This window comes from uncultured Campylobacter sp. (assembly GCF_938039205.1).
GTDB lineage: Bacteria > Campylobacterota > Campylobacteria > Campylobacterales > Campylobacteraceae > Campylobacter_A.
This window is the reverse complement of record NZ_CALHVM010000023.1, coordinates 13570-29473: the sequence shown is the minus strand read 5'-3', so window position 1 is coordinate 29473 and position 15904 is coordinate 13570. Positions and strand designations below refer to the sequence as shown.

Below are 15904 nucleotides of genomic sequence, written 5' to 3'. Positions count from 1 at the left end.
ATATAACCCCTATCTTCAAAGAATGCTTAAATTGGATATTTTTTATCCTTTTTTATTAGTAATACCGTTTTTGCAGTACTTATAAAACACATCTAAGAAATTTAGAGCGCAAAAAATACTATAATCGCCGCACTAATTTGCTCCAAATTTAAATTGCTCTTTCCTAAAAAGAGATAAAAAACCGCCGCTTCTACCGTGCTATCCGAAGCCTACACGCTGATAATATTTCCTTTTCGGATACCGCTCGGAATCCTAAAATGTAGTCAAATTTAACCAAGCGGGGTATAATGCTAATGAAATAGCGGCTTTAAGGAGGCGAAATGGGTTTAAATTTGAGCAAATTTTACGCGTTTTTTGCCTTTTTTATCCTGATTTTTGCAGGCTGTGCAGACGAGAAGGGGGGCGCGTTTTTTAACGGCTACGTCGAGGGCGATTATCTTTACGTGGCGCCTAGCGTTAGCGGACGAATCGTAAATTTGAGCGTCAAAGAGGGCGCCACTGTTCAAGAGGGCGAGCCGCTTTTTGCGCTTGAGAGCGCCGAAGCGCTGGCAAATTTAGACGCCGCAAAGGCTAACGTAGACGCGCTAGAGGCCGAGCTAGCCGACCTTAGCACGGGCAAGCGCCCCGAGGAGATCGAGCGGATAGGTGCCGAGCTAAAACAAGCCAAGGCCGCGCTTTGGATCGCGGAGGCTAACTACGAGCGCGCGAAGTCGCTGCTGGCCAAACATGCCGTTTCGCAAAAAGATTTCGACGCAGCAAAGGCGGAATTTGACCGCGCAAACGCCCTAGTTAGCGAGCTAAACGCTGCGCTAAAAATCGCAAATTTGCCCGCTAGAAGCGAGCAGATAACAAGCCTAAAAGCAAAAATACAAGCGGCCAAAGCTAACGAGCGCGCCGCGCGGTGCAGGCTAGAGCAAACCGCCGTCCTAGCGCCAAAATCCGGACTCGTCGAAGATATATTTTATAAAACGGGCGAGTTCGTCCAAAGCTCGCAGCCAGTGCTATCTCTGCTACCGCCAAATGAGATAAAGATCAGGTTTTTCGTGCCCGCAGGCGCGCTGCCTAGCCTGCGCGAGGGGCAAAAAGCGCGCATTAGCTGCGAGGGGTGCACGGACTTTAGCGCTCGCATCGTAAAAATCGCGTCCGCTCCCGAGTACGCCCCGCCCGTCATCTACAACCAAACCTCGCAAAGCACGCTGGTCTATCTAGTCGAGGCCGTGCCCGAAAACAACGCAACCGCCCTGCACCCGTCGCTACCGATAAAAGCGAGGCTAGAGCCATGAACGCGCAAAATATTTCCGCTCAAATTCGGCGTTCAAATTTGGACGCAATTTCGCCGGGGCAAAATTTAAACGCACACAGTAGCAAAATTTACGGCGCAAACAAAGCTCCGTCGCAGACCAAAAGAAAATCAAATTTGAGCGGATCAAATTTAGCAAATGAGTTAAAAGCGAAATTTAACAGCGCAAATTTGCCGTCAAATTTGACAAGCGCAGCAAATTTAACCGCAAGCCAAAGCTCAAATTTGACTCCAAATTTGAGCCCGAAACAGCAGAGCGGCGACTACGCCATCGACGTTAGAGGCCTCACCAAAAAATTCGGCAAAAAGATCATCACGGACGGCGTCGATATCAGGGTCAAAAAGGGCAGCGTGTGTGGATTTTTAGGACCAAACGGTAGCGGCAAGACGACAACGATACGCATGCTTTGCGGCCTTTTAAAACCAGACGGCGGTAGCGGCAGCTGTCTGGGGTATGATTTCCGCAGCCAAAGCGAAGCCATACGCCTAAAAACGGGCTATATGACGCAAAAATTCGGCTGGTACGACGACCTTAGCGTGAGGGAAAATTTAGAATTTATCGCTAGGCTTTTTGCGGTCAAAAACCAAAAAGCCACCGTAAATCAAATCCTAGACCGCTTAGACCTAGCCCCACGTCAAAACCATCTAGCGGGCAGTTTATCGGGCGGCTGGAAACAGCGGCTAGCGCTTGCGATGTGCCTCGTGCACGGCCCGAAGCTGCTTTTGCTCGACGAGCCTACGGCGGGCGTAGATCCAAAGGCTAGGCGCGAGTTTTGGGATATCATCCACGAACTAGCCCAGGACGGCATCACGGTGCTAGTCTCCACGCACTACATGGATGAGGCCGAGCGCTGCCACGAGCTCATCTATATCGCCTACGGCAAGATCCTAGCCCGCGGCACGCAATCAGACATCATCGCCGGCTACGATCTAAATGTCTGGCAGCTAAGCGGAGATAGAGCAGGCGAAGCGGCGTCGCTGCTAGCCTCAAACGCCGCGCTTAGCGTTTCGGCTTTTGGTAACGGCTATCACGTCACGGCAAAGGACGAGGCCGCGCTACAAGATGCGGTTAAAGGCCTTGCGATACCGCAGGACGAGCTAAGTCTAATACCGATCAAAGCGAGCCTGGAGGATGTTTTCATCCACCTGTTAGAGCTTTATAAAGACGAGCGATTTTAGGAGCGGCGATGAAATTTATCTCGTTTTCTCGAACCGCGGCGATGATCGTAAAGGAATTTCGTCAAATTTTAAGAGACCGCGCGACGCTAGCTATGATCATCGCGATGCCGCTGATGCTGATGCTGCTTTTTGGTTACGCGATAAACAACAACCCGCGCCACCTGCCCTCAGCCGTAGTGATCGCAGATGGCGGCGGCAAGCTCACCCGCTCGCTAGTTAGTGCGATGAAAAATACGGAGTTTTTCGACGTCAAACACGTCGGTGCGGACGCGGACAGAGCCGAAGCCATGATGCAAAGCGGCGAGGCGCAGTTTATTATATATTTTCCGCCAAATTTAGAACGCGACCTCATGCGAGGCCAAACGCCTAAAATTTTAATCGCCACCGACGCCACCGATCCATCGGCAAACTCGGGCGCCGCGGCCGCACTGCAAATAGCATTTGAGCAAGCTCTAACTAGAGATAAGCCGGGCTACGCGCAGCCTAGAGCCGAATTTGAACTACGCGCGCACTCCCGCTACAACCCGGAGCTACTCACGCGCTATCAGATCATCCCAGGGCTCATGGGTATCTTGCTCACGCTAACGACGATCCTACTAACGAGCATATCGGTAACGAGGGAGTTTGAGCGCGGCACGATGGAAAATCTCCTAGCCGCTCCTCTGCGCCCGGCCGAGGTGATGATAGGCAAAATTTTACCCTACCTACTCATAGCCTATCTGCAAGTAGGCGCGCTTTTGCTTATAGCTAGGCTGCTGTTTGGACTGCCCGCTATCGGCGACTGGGCCGCGCTTTTTACGGCTTGCACTCTGCTAATGCTTGCAAATTTGGGCGTGGGATTTACATTTAGCACGCTAGCTCGCAGCCAACTACAGGCGATGCAGATGACTTATTTTTTCTTTTTGCCTTCGATGCTGCTTTCGGGATTTATGTTTCCTTTTTACGGGATGCCGGCGTGGGCGCGATTTATCGGCGAGTGCTTTCCGCTGACGCATTTTTTGCGTATCATTAGAGGCGTATGGCTAAAAAGCGCCCAACTTAGCGATTTTTACTACGATCTAGCCGCGATTTTCGCATTTTTATGCGTTAGTACGGCCATATCGCTCGCTAGGTATAAAAGGACGCTAGATTAGCCTACTCCGGATCGTCGCTAAACTCGTTATCTCTAAAAATTTTATAAAAGTCGATAAACCAAAGCGCAAAGGCTACGGCGATGAGGGTCGCTGGCAGATGTATATAAAATCCGCTCCAAACGTAAGCCAAAAAGCCTCTGCAAATGCCGGCAACAATAACGAGCACAAAGGCGATCTTGCTCAGGCGTAAAAACTCAAGCTCCTGCCCGCTGTGACGCAGGCCTGCGATGTTAAAGATAAGCATAATGCTAAAAATAATGCCGTTTAGCGCGATAACGTGCAGCATATTTGTCTCTAGCCCCAGCCCCAAAATCCCGCTCGCACCGTAAATGGTATAGCCCGCGGCTAGCAAAAGCTGCATCAGGTAGTAATAAATCACGAAGCTATGGCGCAAAAGCTCCTTGTAGTGCCACTCTTTTAGCTTGGCTAAAATCGCGCTACCGCAGGCTATCGCGGCGAAATTTACAGCCTTGCTGCCCTCAAAAAACACACTTGCTAACAAAAACGCGCAAACGCTAACGATCGCGATGTTTTTATAGACGAAATTTGGCACGAAAGCCGCGTCTTGCATGCCGGGCTCTCGGTTTAGCGCCTCTTTGCCAAGCACCACGCTAACGCGAAAAGATACGAGCAAAATCGCGATAACGTGCAAGTGAATTTGTAAATTTAAAAATTTCTCCTCGCCGCTAAGCAGATAGTAAATCTCAAATCCTAAAATGCCGAGTAAAAATGCTAAAACGCCCAGCTGATCGTCGTTTCTATCAAGCCAGATCATATAAACGCAAAGTCCCGCCAGATACGCCCAAAAAAGCGCCATAAAAAAGTGCGCCGCAAACAGGCTAAAAAACGCGCTAACAAAACTCACCGAAAAAAACGAAAACATAACGTAGGCGTGCTTTTTTAGCCCTCCGCCAAAATTCGTCCAATCGGTTAGCCCCGTTAGCAAAAATCCCGCATACGCAAGGGCTGCAACTAGGTGCAAAAAGATAAATTTGTGCCAGCTAACAAAATCCACGGGCGTAAAAAACACCACACCGCCCAGCACCGCACAAACCGCGCTCGTAAGGAAAAAAATTCTCATCGGATGGGTGAAAAAGTCGTTAATCATAATAAATTTTTCCTTTAAAATTTTCGTCTATCACGCCGCTAGCGTAGGCAAAATCCCGCTGCGAAAAGGCACGGTCAAGCTCTAGCTCGCGCTCGATCACAGCGCCTTTGCTGGCTAAAAAGCAAATTTTACTAGACATGCGTGCGGCCTCCATCCTGTCGTGAGTCACCAGCACTACGCTCATGCCCTCCTCGACGCGGCGCGTGACGATGCCTATCAAAATTTCCTTCATATCATAATCAAGTCCCGAAAAAGGCTCGTCCATCAGCAGTAAATCAGGCTTTGTTACGATCGCCCGCACGAAAGCAACCCTTTGGCGCATGCCGCCGCTTAGCTCGTCAGGGTATTTTAGCGCGTCTTTTTCCGTTAGTCCAAGTCTCGCAAAGAGCTCCAGCACAGCCTTTTCATCGGGTTCGTCCATCACGAGCAGCACGTTTTCGAGCGCATTTTTCCACTCGAGCAGACGATTTTCCTGAAAGAGATAGGTCGTTTTATTAAATTTGTTGATTATTTTTCCCTTGCGCGGATCGATGAGGCCCGAGATCAGGCGCAGGATCGTAGTTTTACCGCAGCCACTCGCGCCAAATAGCGTCACTACTTCGCCCGCGCCGACCCTTAAACTAAAGTCGCGCACGACCTTGTCGCGTAAAATTTCGTATTCTAAATTTTGAAGTTCTAGCATAGCAAACTACCTTTTCCACGGCATTAGCGTGATCTTTAGCGGCTCGATAACCAGGTACTCAAAAAGCATAATGATAGCGATAGTAAGAACGACGTAGGCCATCACCTCGGTAGTATCTAGCATCACGCGCGCGTTTGCGATCTTTGCGCCCATACCGTCGTTCGCGCCTAGCAGCTCGCCCATGATGACGATCTTTACGCCCATGCCTACGGCGACGCTTAGAGAGCTGATGATGTGGCTAGTTAGATGCGGAACGTAAAGGTGGCGAATTTTTTTCCAAACGCCCAGTTTATAGGCGTCAAACATCTCCTTTAGCTCCTCGCTAACGCTCATCATGCCGACCATCGAGCTAGCAAACGTCAGCGGCAAAACCGTGATGATGATCGTAAAGATGGTGCTCGCGTTTCCAAACCCGAACCAAAATATAGCTAAAACGATCCAAATAATAGGCGGCATAGAAAGCAGCGTCGTGATCACGGGCTTTAAAAATGCGGCAAAGCTTTTATACGCGCCCGCAACCAGCCCCAGCGTGATACCGATAGCACAGGCCGTACCGACGCCCACTAGCGAGCGCACGAGAGTGATGTTTATCTCGCTGTTTTTATAATTCGCCAAAAGCTCGTACGCCCGCACGAAAACAACCTGCGGAGCCGGGAGTAAAAACTCCCCTCCCAGCTCGCTGCCGATCTGCCAAAGCGCGATGATAAGCGCTATCGTCGCAAGACCGCTAAAGCCGCCCCAAAGGTAGTCCGCAACCTTTAAGAGCGCGCCGCGGTCTTTTTTGACGTTATCTATAAGTATCATAAAAACAGGCTCTTATCGGGCATTTTACCGCCCAGAAGTTTTGGATTAAACTCGAAAATTTGCTCAAAAAAAGCCATTACGTCGTCTTGCAACTCATGCGCTTTTGTTACGGTCAAATTTGCTTTATCAAAAGCCCCGGCTAGCGCAGGCTCTGGAGCCGGCAGATACTCGGCGCCGATTTTAGCTGCACTTTGCTTGTTTTCTAGGATCCATTTTAGCGCGCTCGTTAGATCGGAGTGCAGCGTCTCAAAAAGCGCGCGATTTGCCTCGTAGTAGTCCACATTGACGATGATACCCGCCATCGGAATGTATGGCTTGGCATTAAAGCTCTCGCCCCAAGTTTTAGGAAAATCAAGCCCGTAATGCACAGCTACGCCCGCTTTTTTACCGCGCAAAATCGTCGCTTCGCTAAGAGGCTGCGGCACGATAAGCACGTCGTAGTCCTTTTGGATAAACAGCCCCACCGCTTCAGGCGGAGTCTGGGTGTACGTGATGTCAAGCTTGCTCGCGTCTATGCCGCGTTTCTTGCAAAGCGCGCGTAGTACGAGATCGGGCATATCGTTTTTAAACGGCATTATGATTTTTTTACCGACGAAGTCCTCTAGCGTCTTGATGCTCTCGTCCTTTATCATCGCGTTCATGACGCCTAGCGTGAGTAAATTTAACATCGCGAAATTTAACCCCTGATTTCGCAGGTTTGCAGCGACGTTTGAGGGCGACATAGTGACTTTGATATCGCCGCTAGCCACGCCCGCGCGCAGGACGTCCGGAGTGTTCCAGATGCGCAGCCTCACGTCGTGTGTCTTAGCTAGCTCGCCTTGTATGCTTGCCACGGCCATTATCACGCTAGGGATCGCAGGCGCGCCCCACATCGTAAAGTTTTCCTTCGCAAAAAGGCTAGGAGCCATCGTCGTAGCGCCCAGCGCCGCGCCGAGTCCTAAAAATCCTCGTCTGTTCATAACTTTCTCCTTGTATTAAGATTTTAAATTTTATTTCGTTTCGCTTTGCGGCTCGCCCCCAGGCGTTAAATTTGATCGTAAAATTTAATAGCTAAATTTGACCCGTCCAGACCCGCACCGCAAAAATGCTAAATTTACTCGAGGCAAATTCGAGCTTACCTCAACTTATTTTTGATAATTATACCCAAGATTTAAATCAAAAATCTTGATCTAAATTTTGATTTTTTGTTGATTTGATTCATTAAATTTGGACAGTAAATTTAAAATTTGATAAAACGACTTTCAACTTTTACTTTCTTGTTATGTGGGAAGGGGCTTGAATTACGCTCTGCTTTGCAGTTGCGAGGCAAAGCTGAAGCAAAAGAGCTCCCTTTTATATCCGCCTTTCTCTTTTCTTTGGGAGAGGAAGGGGTTTCTCTACTTACGGAGCGCGCCCCTTCCTCTCCCAAACCCTCTCCAGCCCCACTGCACGTTAGAGGTGGCGACATTGCTTTGCTGACGCAAAGCGTCGTAAATTTAAATTTGCATTTTCAAGATGCGGGTCTCGGTGGGTAAAATTTGCAAATTTGACCTCAAATTTGAATCAAAAAAAAATAAGGCGAAGTATTTTTGTTCTAGACGAGGCGCTTTTTAAATTTGGCGACGGGAGTTACCATATAGGTAATGACCGAGCCAAATTTAAAAGCAACGAAGTATAGAGCAAAAAGACAAGCCGCCGCTCAAATTTTAAAAACTAGAGTGAAAACTGACAAACACCGCCCTCCCCGGCGCATGCACTACCGGATCGGGATCTAGCGCCCCTACGTGCTCGCCACTGATAAACTCGGCGTAATCTTTATCAAAGATATTCGTCACGCCAAGCCTCAAGCCCCAGCTGTTTTTAAACTCAAATCCGCCGTAAACGTCCATCGTCGTAAAGCTCTTTGCGGCTTCGCGCTTGTCGATACCAAAGCCGGTGGTTTTATCGAAATCTCCCATGTTTTGCTTTGCTACGTAGCGCACCGCAGTGCCGATATTGTAGCTGCCAAAGCTCGCGTAGTCTTTGTAATCAAAGGCTAAATTTGCCTCAAACGGGCGGATCTGATAGAGCGGTCTGCCGTCGGTTTTGTTTTGTCCATAGTTGTAAAATAGCGATGTTTTTAACCCGAAATTTCGCGCGAAGTTATACTCTCCGCGCAAATTTACGCTGTAAATTCTAGCATCGACGTTGCGCGTGATAACGGCGTTTTTATTCATCGGCGCAGCAGCGGCCGAGTGGCGGCGATCGTAGATAACCAGATCCTGTGCGTCGTCTGCGATAAAGTACCCGCCCAGGCTAAAGCTATCCTCGCCCTGGCGCGAACTCATGTATTCTTTATAAAATTCGCTCTTGTAAGTAAAGCCCAAATTTACGCGGTTGTGACGCTCGAGCTTTAGCAGCGGGTTGCTCACCCAGCCGTTATTCATCGGACCGTAAAGCGTGTTAAATCGCTCCATATTGCCGGGTATGCGCTGCAAGCTCTCGAGCGCCGCGTAGTAGCTATCTAGCTCGTTTGGCGTGAAGTCGTATTTTAGGCTGGCGCTTAGGCCGTCTTGCTTGACGCTACCGTCAAAATCGTAGCCGTAAACGCTACGGATAAGCCCCTTGACCGTCCTAAGCGGTGCGGCGGGCGCAAAATATGGCTCGTTTAGTCCACGCAAATTTGACTTCATCCAGTCGTAGTTTAGCGCAAGGCTAAGCTTGTGAGCGTCGCTAAATTTATAGCTTAGCGTATCAAAAATCCTCGTTCGCTTATTTGTCACGTCGGCGAACCTATAGCCGTTAAAAACCCAGCCGCTGGGCTGCCTCTGATACCTTTTGCCCTCATGATTATCGTGCTGATAGCTGATACCTGCGAGATTGTGAAAGTCGCCCAAGTCCGCGTCGTATTTTAGCTCGGCGTCCACGATTTTTCTATCCAGTTCGACCTTGACCGTCTGCGCCGCACTCCTTAGATGATAGTTGTCGGCGTTTCTGCTCACGTCGCGTAGCATTAGCTCGAAATTTAGCGTATTTGATAGATCCTCCGCGCCGATGCGAGCGTTAAATTTACCGACGTATCGCTCGGTTTTAACGGCGTCCATAAGGTGGTGAGGCTGCTTGTCGTCGTCAATATTATCGTGCACGAGCGTAAATCTAAACTCGCTTAGCTCGCTAGGCACGAAACCCACGACCGCGCTTTGCCCCTGCCTGGCGTAGCCGTAGTTCCACTCCCTGCTGCCGCCATCTTTGTAGCGGTTGGCTTTAGAAAAATTTGCGTTTAAAATCGTATAGAAATTTGCGCCGCGGTATTTAAAAAGTCCCGAACCGTAAAACGTCCTGCCGTAAAATCCGCCCGCGACGTGAAATTTATCCATAGAATTATCAAGCAAATCCGTCACGAAAAAATAATCGTCCCTAGGCGCGCGGTCAAATTGATTTTCCGGAAATGCGCTTTGAGCGACGTTTGGCGTATATGGCGGCGGAGGCGTAAAATCCTTTATCGGCTTTATGGCGTCAGGATTTGCGCCATTTGCGAGCAGCGCCGTCGCAGCCGTAGCTAGACTGATAGCTAATCTCATTTAGTATCCTTTATGATAATTTTGATTTTTTGTATCATAATTATATAGAAAAATATTTGAAAAAATCTTGATTTTCGTTTTTGACGCTAGAGAAGTTAAATTTGATAAACGTAAATTTTAGGCAAAGAGTGAATAGTCTGAATCGATGTGTAAAATTTAAAAACTCAAATTTACATTTTCAAGGTGCGGGTCTCGGTGAGTAAAATTTGAAGCCGAAATTGACAAATTTGACTTTAAATTTGAGCGTAAAACGATAAGGTGAAGTATTTTTTCTTTAGACGAGGCGGAAATGAGCCGAGCGAGGGCGCGTATATAAAATACGTAACCGAGCTTCGGCGAAATTTCCTTCTGCTTGCAGTTGCGAGTGCAACGAAGCAAAGCGAAGTATAAAGGAAAAAGACAAGCCGTTTAAGGATAAAAGAAACTAAGTATCTGCGTCGCCGCCTTTTCTTCTATGTATGGGATTATATAACTTGGCGAATAAAGATTTTGGCCGCTTTCGATCTCGAGATTTGTCCTTTGCTCGCTGCCGTTTGCGCGGATCATCACGCTGATATAGGCTCTATAAAGATAATAATCCGTCCTGTCGTAAAAATCATCGTCAAACGGGTCGCCAAAAAGCATGCCAAAGCCCATACTTCGTGCGCGCCCATAGCTGCCAAAGCCATATCCCATATTCATATACACTCGCGGGCGCTCGCGTCGCTCAAGGCGCTGCAAACTCGCAAAATCGCCCATTATCACGACGTCTGCGCTCTTTTGATCCATGCTTTGCGTAAAGCCGTTTTGCAGTAGCTTGTTTCGCACGGTGTTTTCTAGCGTGTTTGCGTAGCCGCAGGAGTTTTTAAAGTAAACATAGACGCTACGCGAGGCTTTTTTCACGTCGCCGTTAGTGATAAAAATAGGCACTGTGCTTCTAGCATAAAGCTCGGGCGTGCGGGGCTCGCCGCAGCCTACGAAAAAAATCGCAAATAGCAAAATAGAGAAAATTTTTAGTTTCATTTTGCGTCTCCTTATTCAAATTTGACCGCCGCAAATTTAACGCGGTCGGGTCAAATTCAGGATCAAATTTAAGCGTATTTTACTACTAAATCTTTACGTTTGAGTAAATTTATAACACGAGCTTGATCTCGTTTTCAAGAGTTGCTTTTGGCGTGAGTCCGATGAAGCGCTTTTTGAGATTGCCCTCGCCGTCAAAGACGAATATCGCGGGCACGCCCATCACGCCGCCGACGGCTTTGCTGAAATAATCGACCGAAACTTTATCGCTAATGACGTCGTAGTCGATATGGTGCTGCCTAACCATGTCGATATCTTTATCAAATCCGAGGCTGGGTCCAAATATCCCGTAAACGCCGAATTTGTCCTTAAATTCGTAGTAAATTTCATTTACGATCGGAGCTTGCGCTACGCAGGCGCCGCAAGAAGTGCCGAAGAAAAATAGCATGTATGGCTTGCCGTCCGTTTTGAGTCGTCTGCCCTCGGGAAAATAGTGCGTATCGACGCCCTTTGGCGAGTTTAGGCTAATGTGGTGTTTATCAAAGCCGCTATTTCCGCAGCCAGCTATCATCGCCGCCGCAAAAACTAAAAGTATATATTTTTTTATCATAACTCTCCCAAATTTAAACCGTAGCAAAGGCGGTTTGACCTTTTGGTTCGCTTGCTAGCCTCTCGCATGCCTCCGCACGCTCGCCGTCGCTCACGTAGTGGATATTTTCCATCTTGCCGTGCCTTAGATAGACGATCTTGTCGCCAAACTGCCCAAGATCGGGGTTGTGCGTGATGAGCAGGATGGTTTTGCCTTCGCTTCGCAGCTTTTGAAATAGCTCCAAAACTACGCGCTCGTTTGCTTCATCTAGGTTGCCCGTCGGCTCGTCGGCTATCAAGATATCAGGATCGTTTATCAGGGCGCGCGCGATGCACAGACGCTGCTGCTCGCCGCCGCTAAGCTGACTCGGACGGTGATCTAGCCTGTGTCCTAGACCCACTCGCTCGAGAGCCTTTTTAGCGTCCTCTTCGTCCACGCTGCTGTGATAGTACTGCGCTATCATCACGTTTTCGACGCAGTTTAGGTAGGGGATGAGGTGAAACTGCTGAAATATCAGCCCGATCTTTTCGCGGCGAAATTTGAGCGTCTCCTCGTCGCTAAGTCTGCTAGCGTCGTCTCCGCCTAGCGTGTACGTACCTGCGGTTGGCACGTCCATCAGCGAGAGGATATTTACCAGCGTACTTTTACCGCTACCGCTTGGGCCCATTATGCTAACCCACTCGCCGGCGTTTACGTCAAAGGTAATGCCCTCCAGCGCCCTTACTTCGCCAAATCTTTTTTCTATCCCGTTTAATCTTATCGCGTATTGCATATCATTCTCCTCTTAAAATATCGGCCATCTTGTTTTCCAGCGCCCGTTTGATCGGATAGATCGAGGCCACGCCCGCAAAAACGAGCGAGATAACCATCGCTATCGGTATGCTCATAAATCTAAAATCGATGCTCGAATCAAAAATCGCGTAGCCTAAAATTTGCGCCAAACCGTAGCCTAAAATAGCACCCGCCAAAGCCGCCGCAAACGCAGTGACGAAGGTCTCGACGCCGAACAAATTTAGCACGTTTTTCTTGCTGGCCCCCAGCGCCCTAAGCAACGCAATCTCCTTTGAGCGCGAGAACAAAATCGCGCTTAGCGTCGTGTTTACGCACATTGAAGTGATAAGCAAGATAACAAAGCTAACTAGCGCCATCAAAAGCTTAATCTTATCCAAAATTAGGCCCTCTGATTTTGAAATTTTAGCCACGGGTTTAACCGAAATTTGCTCGTCGCTAAGGCTCTTGCCAAGCTCGCTGATGTAGTCAAATTTGCCCGTTACTACGGCTTCGGCGTAGTTTAGCGTGTTTGGCTCGTTTGCTATCTTTTGCGCTAGAGGCAGCGAGATGATGAGTAGCGAGTCCTCTTTGTCGCCGTCTTGCACGATGCCACGGATCTTTACTTTTTCGCCCGCGTTCGCGCCGATTTGTCTTACTTCGATCACGTCGCCGACCTTAAAGCCGCTTTGTTTGGCTAGATCGGTGCCGATTAGCGCGTTTCTCTCGTCAAAATCAAGCGTTATGCCCTGCCCCTCTTTAACCTCCAAAAACGGCTTAACCCGCGTTAAATCGCTAAATTTGACGCCCATAGCGATCGCGGTCGTTGGACCTATGTTTACCTGCGTGAAAAGATATCCGCTCTGTCCGATTAGCTTGTCGCTTGGGATTTTGGCGATCTTTTCGTTAAATTTAGCCTCGTTTACCTCGTCGCTAACCGGGTCTGCGGGAGCAAAAACCACGTTTGCGCCGTAGCTTTTTAGCTCCTTCGTTACTTTTGAGTCGATATCAAGATATACGTTTACAAAGGCCGCCGTCACGCACGCGCCAAGCAGGATAGAGACGATGATGACGCCCACTCTAGCCGCGCCAAAGCGCAGGCTTTTAAAGATAACGTTATAAAAAAAGCCCTTATTTGCGATCATATAGCACCTCCGCAGGCAAGAGTTTAACTACGCTTCTCATCGGCACGAGCGAGCCCGCGATCGAGATAAGAAGCGCAAAAGCGATACTAAGCGGAAGCACGATCCACGCTATGCCGATGCCGTAACCAAAGATACTGTAAGCGATTATGTAGCTTAGCGCGTAACCCAAAAACGCTCCCAAAATGCCCGCGAAAAACGCCACGACTAGGCTTTCGCTCGCAAAAAGAGCGTAAATTTCAAAGTTGCTCGCACCTATGGCTTTTAGCAGGCCGATCTCTTTTTTACGCCTGTAAATTTCGCTAGTCATCAGCGATGTAATGCCGATAGAGGAGACCGCAAGCGCGATAACACTAACGATACCCATTAGGCTTTGGATTTTTTTTACGATATTACTCTCAGCGTCGCTTACCTGCATCATCGCTTTTGCCGCGACGCCCGCGTAGTTCTCCTCGATCTGATAGGCTATGGAGCTAACATAGGCCGAGCAGTACCACATATCGTATTCGGCGCTATCTAGGTTGTCTAAATTTCGCCTAGCTTTTACGGAGAGGTCGTTTTCCGGGATCGTCATCGCCGAAACCTCGGCTTTTGAGTACTGTCCGGGCTTATTTAGAAGCTCCTGAGCTAGCTTTAGCGAGGTTACGATCTTATAGCTCTCTTCACCGGCTCCTTTTAGCACGCCTGCGATTTTTACGTTATGTCCGTTTAAATTTAGCTCGCCGCCGACGCTCAAATTTCGCTTCGCGGCTAAATTTTCGCCTACGAGTACGTTTTGCATATCGTCATCTTCTATCCATTTGCCATCGACCGCCCAAAAGCCAAATAGTGTTTTCACGCCCGTTTTAAACTCGGGCTCGTCGGCCACGTTTGCAAATTTATCAAACCAAGTGCCAGTGATTTGGTATTTTTCGCCGCTAGCGTCTTTTACCTCGCCGTTTAAAAACGGAGCAAACGCCACGATGTTATTTCGCCAAAAAATTTCCTTTACCTTATGCAAATCCTCTTCGTTTAGGTAGTTTTGCGATTTTAGCGGGGTGAAATTTTTGCCCTCGATCTCGATAGCTAGCGCTTCGCCCTTTGGCAAGACGACGATGTTTGAGCCGTAGCCTCGCAGCTCACTAGCGATCTGATCGCCGATTTTTAGCGTGATATTTAGCATACAAGCGATCAAAACCGTCGCCAAAAGTATGGTGATAAAGGCCATACCTTTTTGCACCTTTGAGCCGGTGATCGAGCTTTTTATAAGCCTTAGTTGCATATTTTTCATTTTAAAGTCCCGTTTATATCGACGTATTTTTCAGGGTTGGCTTCAAATTCCGCCTGAGTTTTTTCGTTTTCAAAGAAATACGTCCTGTTGTAGTATAAATAAGATTTCGAGCCGATATTGCTTACTTTCTTGCGGCTTACCGGATCTAGCACCATTTTTTCGACGACTTTTGAGAAATAGTTCGCACCGCTTTGGATGGTATCAAGCGTTACGGTTACGAATTTGCCGTCAAATTCAAACGGCATAGGTATCGGGTTGCAGCCGCCCTCTTTGCCGACTGATGGCAAGAAAATGCGTACATTGCACGAGATGCAGATGAGATCGCCGCCCTTTTTGACGTAGCCCATATCGCCACATATCGCGCACGCGTCAAAGACGATGATCGGCGAAGCGCGGTCTGAAAAGCGGTTTAAAAGAAAAAACCTTATCTCCCTGCCTTCGTCGTTTATATAGGCGTAGCGGTGAAGTTCGTTGTCGGCGAGTTTTTCGACGTCAAATTTAAACTCGTTGTTTATGGGCTCAACAATGATAGGGTCTGAGATCTCAGGCGGCTTAGACGCGTGCAGGTCGTAGTAAAGCCCGAAAATAAGAGCCGTAACGACGATAGCTATGCTGCTTTTGGAGTTTGTCGCCATGAAATTTCTAGCCGCGTTGTTAAATCTAAATTTGTTTGAGCCCACGACTGATTTTACGAGCGGAGCCGGACGTTTTTTGAAATTTATAACCGCCAAAATCAAAACCGAAAAGATGAAAAAATACTGCGCAAACGTCGTATAGTAAATGCCTTTAGCCACGAGCGAGAGCGCCCACGGATATGTAGGTATCATACCCGCCCGCATAAACTCAAGCCCCGTGTTTGAAATAGCTTGCACTATCAAAACTGCAAGAAAAAGAAGCGAAAACGTCCATAAGACATGCTTGCACAGGCACTCTTTTAAATTTGAAACGACGAAAAATAAAATCAGTAAAAGCAAAAATGCAAATATCATCAAAAATAAGCTGATGATGGACTGCGTATCGAGTAGCTCGCCTGCAAATACCGGAAAATTCGCGCTAGCGTGAGCATAGGTTAAGCCGTAGCCTGCGCCTAAGGCGAAAAACGTTATCATCTTTGCAGGGTTAAATTTGATAAAAATCCAAAGCGCGCTAACTAGCAAAAATACCAAAGTAGCCGCGTCAAATACCATTTTAACGCCCGCGTCGTGAAGCGTGAGTCTAGCGATCTTAAAAACGACTATGCCTACTGCGATACCCAAAACCGAGGGTAGAAACAGCGCTTTTAGGCTCTTTTTGTCGTTGTTTAACGCTGCAAAAAGGACAAATCCCAGTAACGATGAGATAACTTGGACGAAATATATAGACATGATCAGCCCTGTAATTTGAGAATTTGA

Annotated in this window: 15 protein-coding genes; 4 read left to right on the top strand and 11 right to left on the bottom strand. The window is 48.2% G+C overall.

The genetic code is table 11. The features are described from left to right. Window positions 1–320: 320 nt before the first annotated feature. The 3 genes from Q0394_RS02890 to Q0394_RS02880 are packed head-to-tail and all read left to right on the top strand — an operon-like array spanning window position 321 to window position 3612. Window positions 321–1283 (top strand): HlyD family secretion protein, encoded by a 963-nt coding sequence (locus tag Q0394_RS02890; protein ID WP_298945485.1) that lies wholly within the window; start codon window positions 321–323, stop codon window positions 1281–1283. Beyond that, on the top strand, window positions 1280–2479 hold the full coding sequence (locus Q0394_RS02885; RefSeq protein WP_298945484.1) for an ABC transporter ATP-binding protein: 1200 nt from the start codon (window positions 1280–1282) through the stop codon (window positions 2477–2479). The genes Q0394_RS02890 and Q0394_RS02885 overlap by 4 nt, the downstream gene beginning before the upstream one ends. 8 nt (window positions 2480–2487) lie before the next feature. Beyond that, the gene (locus tag Q0394_RS02880; protein WP_298945483.1) at window positions 2488–3612 is read left to right on the top strand and encodes an ABC transporter permease; all 1125 of its coding nucleotides are present in this window, start codon (window positions 2488–2490) and stop codon (window positions 3610–3612) included. A gap of 1 nt (window position 3613) precedes the next feature. Here Q0394_RS02880 and Q0394_RS02875 read toward each other — a convergent pair whose 3' ends face one another. The 5 genes from Q0394_RS02875 to Q0394_RS02855 form a co-directional block, all read right to left on the bottom strand. Then, window positions 3614–4720: an NnrS family protein gene (locus Q0394_RS02875; RefSeq protein ID WP_298945482.1), complete on the bottom strand. Its 1107-nt coding sequence runs from the start codon at window positions 4718–4720 to the stop codon at window positions 3614–3616. Then, entirely contained in the window at window positions 4713–5402 is a 690-nt protein-coding gene (locus Q0394_RS02870) for an ATP-binding cassette domain-containing protein (protein ID WP_298945481.1), read from the bottom strand. Before Q0394_RS02870 ends, Q0394_RS02875 begins: the two co-directional genes overlap by 8 nt. Window positions 5403–5408: 6 nt before the next feature. After that, window positions 5409–6206, bottom strand: coding sequence for an ABC transporter permease subunit (locus tag Q0394_RS02865; RefSeq protein WP_298945480.1), 798 nt, complete (start codon window positions 6204–6206; stop codon window positions 5409–5411). Further along, complete coding sequence (locus tag Q0394_RS02860) at window positions 6203–7165, bottom strand: ABC transporter substrate-binding protein (RefSeq protein WP_298945479.1); 963 nt, start codon at window positions 7163–7165, stop codon at window positions 6203–6205. The genes Q0394_RS02865 and Q0394_RS02860 overlap by 4 nt, the downstream gene beginning before the upstream one ends. 726 nt (window positions 7166–7891) lie before the next feature. Then, window positions 7892–9745, bottom strand: a complete 1854-nt coding sequence (locus Q0394_RS02855) for a TonB-dependent receptor (protein ID WP_298945478.1) — start codon at window positions 9743–9745, stop codon at window positions 7892–7894. 258 nt (window positions 9746–10003) lie between these two features. Here Q0394_RS02855 and Q0394_RS02850 point away from each other — a divergent pair, with 258 nt between their 5' ends. Next, window positions 10004–10135, top strand: coding sequence for a hypothetical protein (locus Q0394_RS02850; protein ID WP_002948977.1), 132 nt, complete (start codon window positions 10004–10006; stop codon window positions 10133–10135). 18 nt (window positions 10136–10153) lie between these two features. Here Q0394_RS02850 and Q0394_RS02845 read toward each other — a convergent pair whose 3' ends face one another. From Q0394_RS02845 to Q0394_RS02820, 6 genes are all read right to left on the bottom strand, one after another. Beyond that, a complete protein-coding gene (locus Q0394_RS02845; RefSeq protein ID WP_298945477.1) occupies window positions 10154–10747 on the bottom strand; it encodes a hypothetical protein in 594 nt (197 codons plus the stop codon). Between the two features lie 109 nt (window positions 10748–10856). After that, window positions 10857–11354, bottom strand: coding sequence for a TlpA disulfide reductase family protein (locus Q0394_RS02840; RefSeq protein WP_298945476.1), 498 nt, complete (start codon window positions 11352–11354; stop codon window positions 10857–10859). 13 nt (window positions 11355–11367) lie between these two features. Continuing rightward, complete coding sequence (locus tag Q0394_RS02835; protein WP_298945475.1) at window positions 11368–12105, bottom strand: ABC transporter ATP-binding protein; 738 nt, start codon at window positions 12103–12105, stop codon at window positions 11368–11370. 1 nt (window position 12106) lies between these two features. Beyond that, on the bottom strand, window positions 12107–13246 hold the full coding sequence (locus Q0394_RS02830) for an FtsX-like permease family protein (protein WP_002948972.1): 1140 nt from the start codon (window positions 13244–13246) through the stop codon (window positions 12107–12109). Continuing rightward, complete coding sequence (locus Q0394_RS02825) at window positions 13233–14513, bottom strand: ABC transporter permease (RefSeq protein ID WP_298945474.1); 1281 nt, start codon at window positions 14511–14513, stop codon at window positions 13233–13235. The genes Q0394_RS02830 and Q0394_RS02825 overlap by 14 nt, the downstream gene beginning before the upstream one ends. Continuing rightward, window positions 14510–15877, bottom strand: coding sequence for a Fe-S-containing protein (locus tag Q0394_RS02820; protein ID WP_298945473.1), 1368 nt, complete (start codon window positions 15875–15877; stop codon window positions 14510–14512). The genes Q0394_RS02825 and Q0394_RS02820 overlap by 4 nt, the downstream gene beginning before the upstream one ends. Between the last annotated feature and the right edge of the window lie 27 nt (window positions 15878–15904).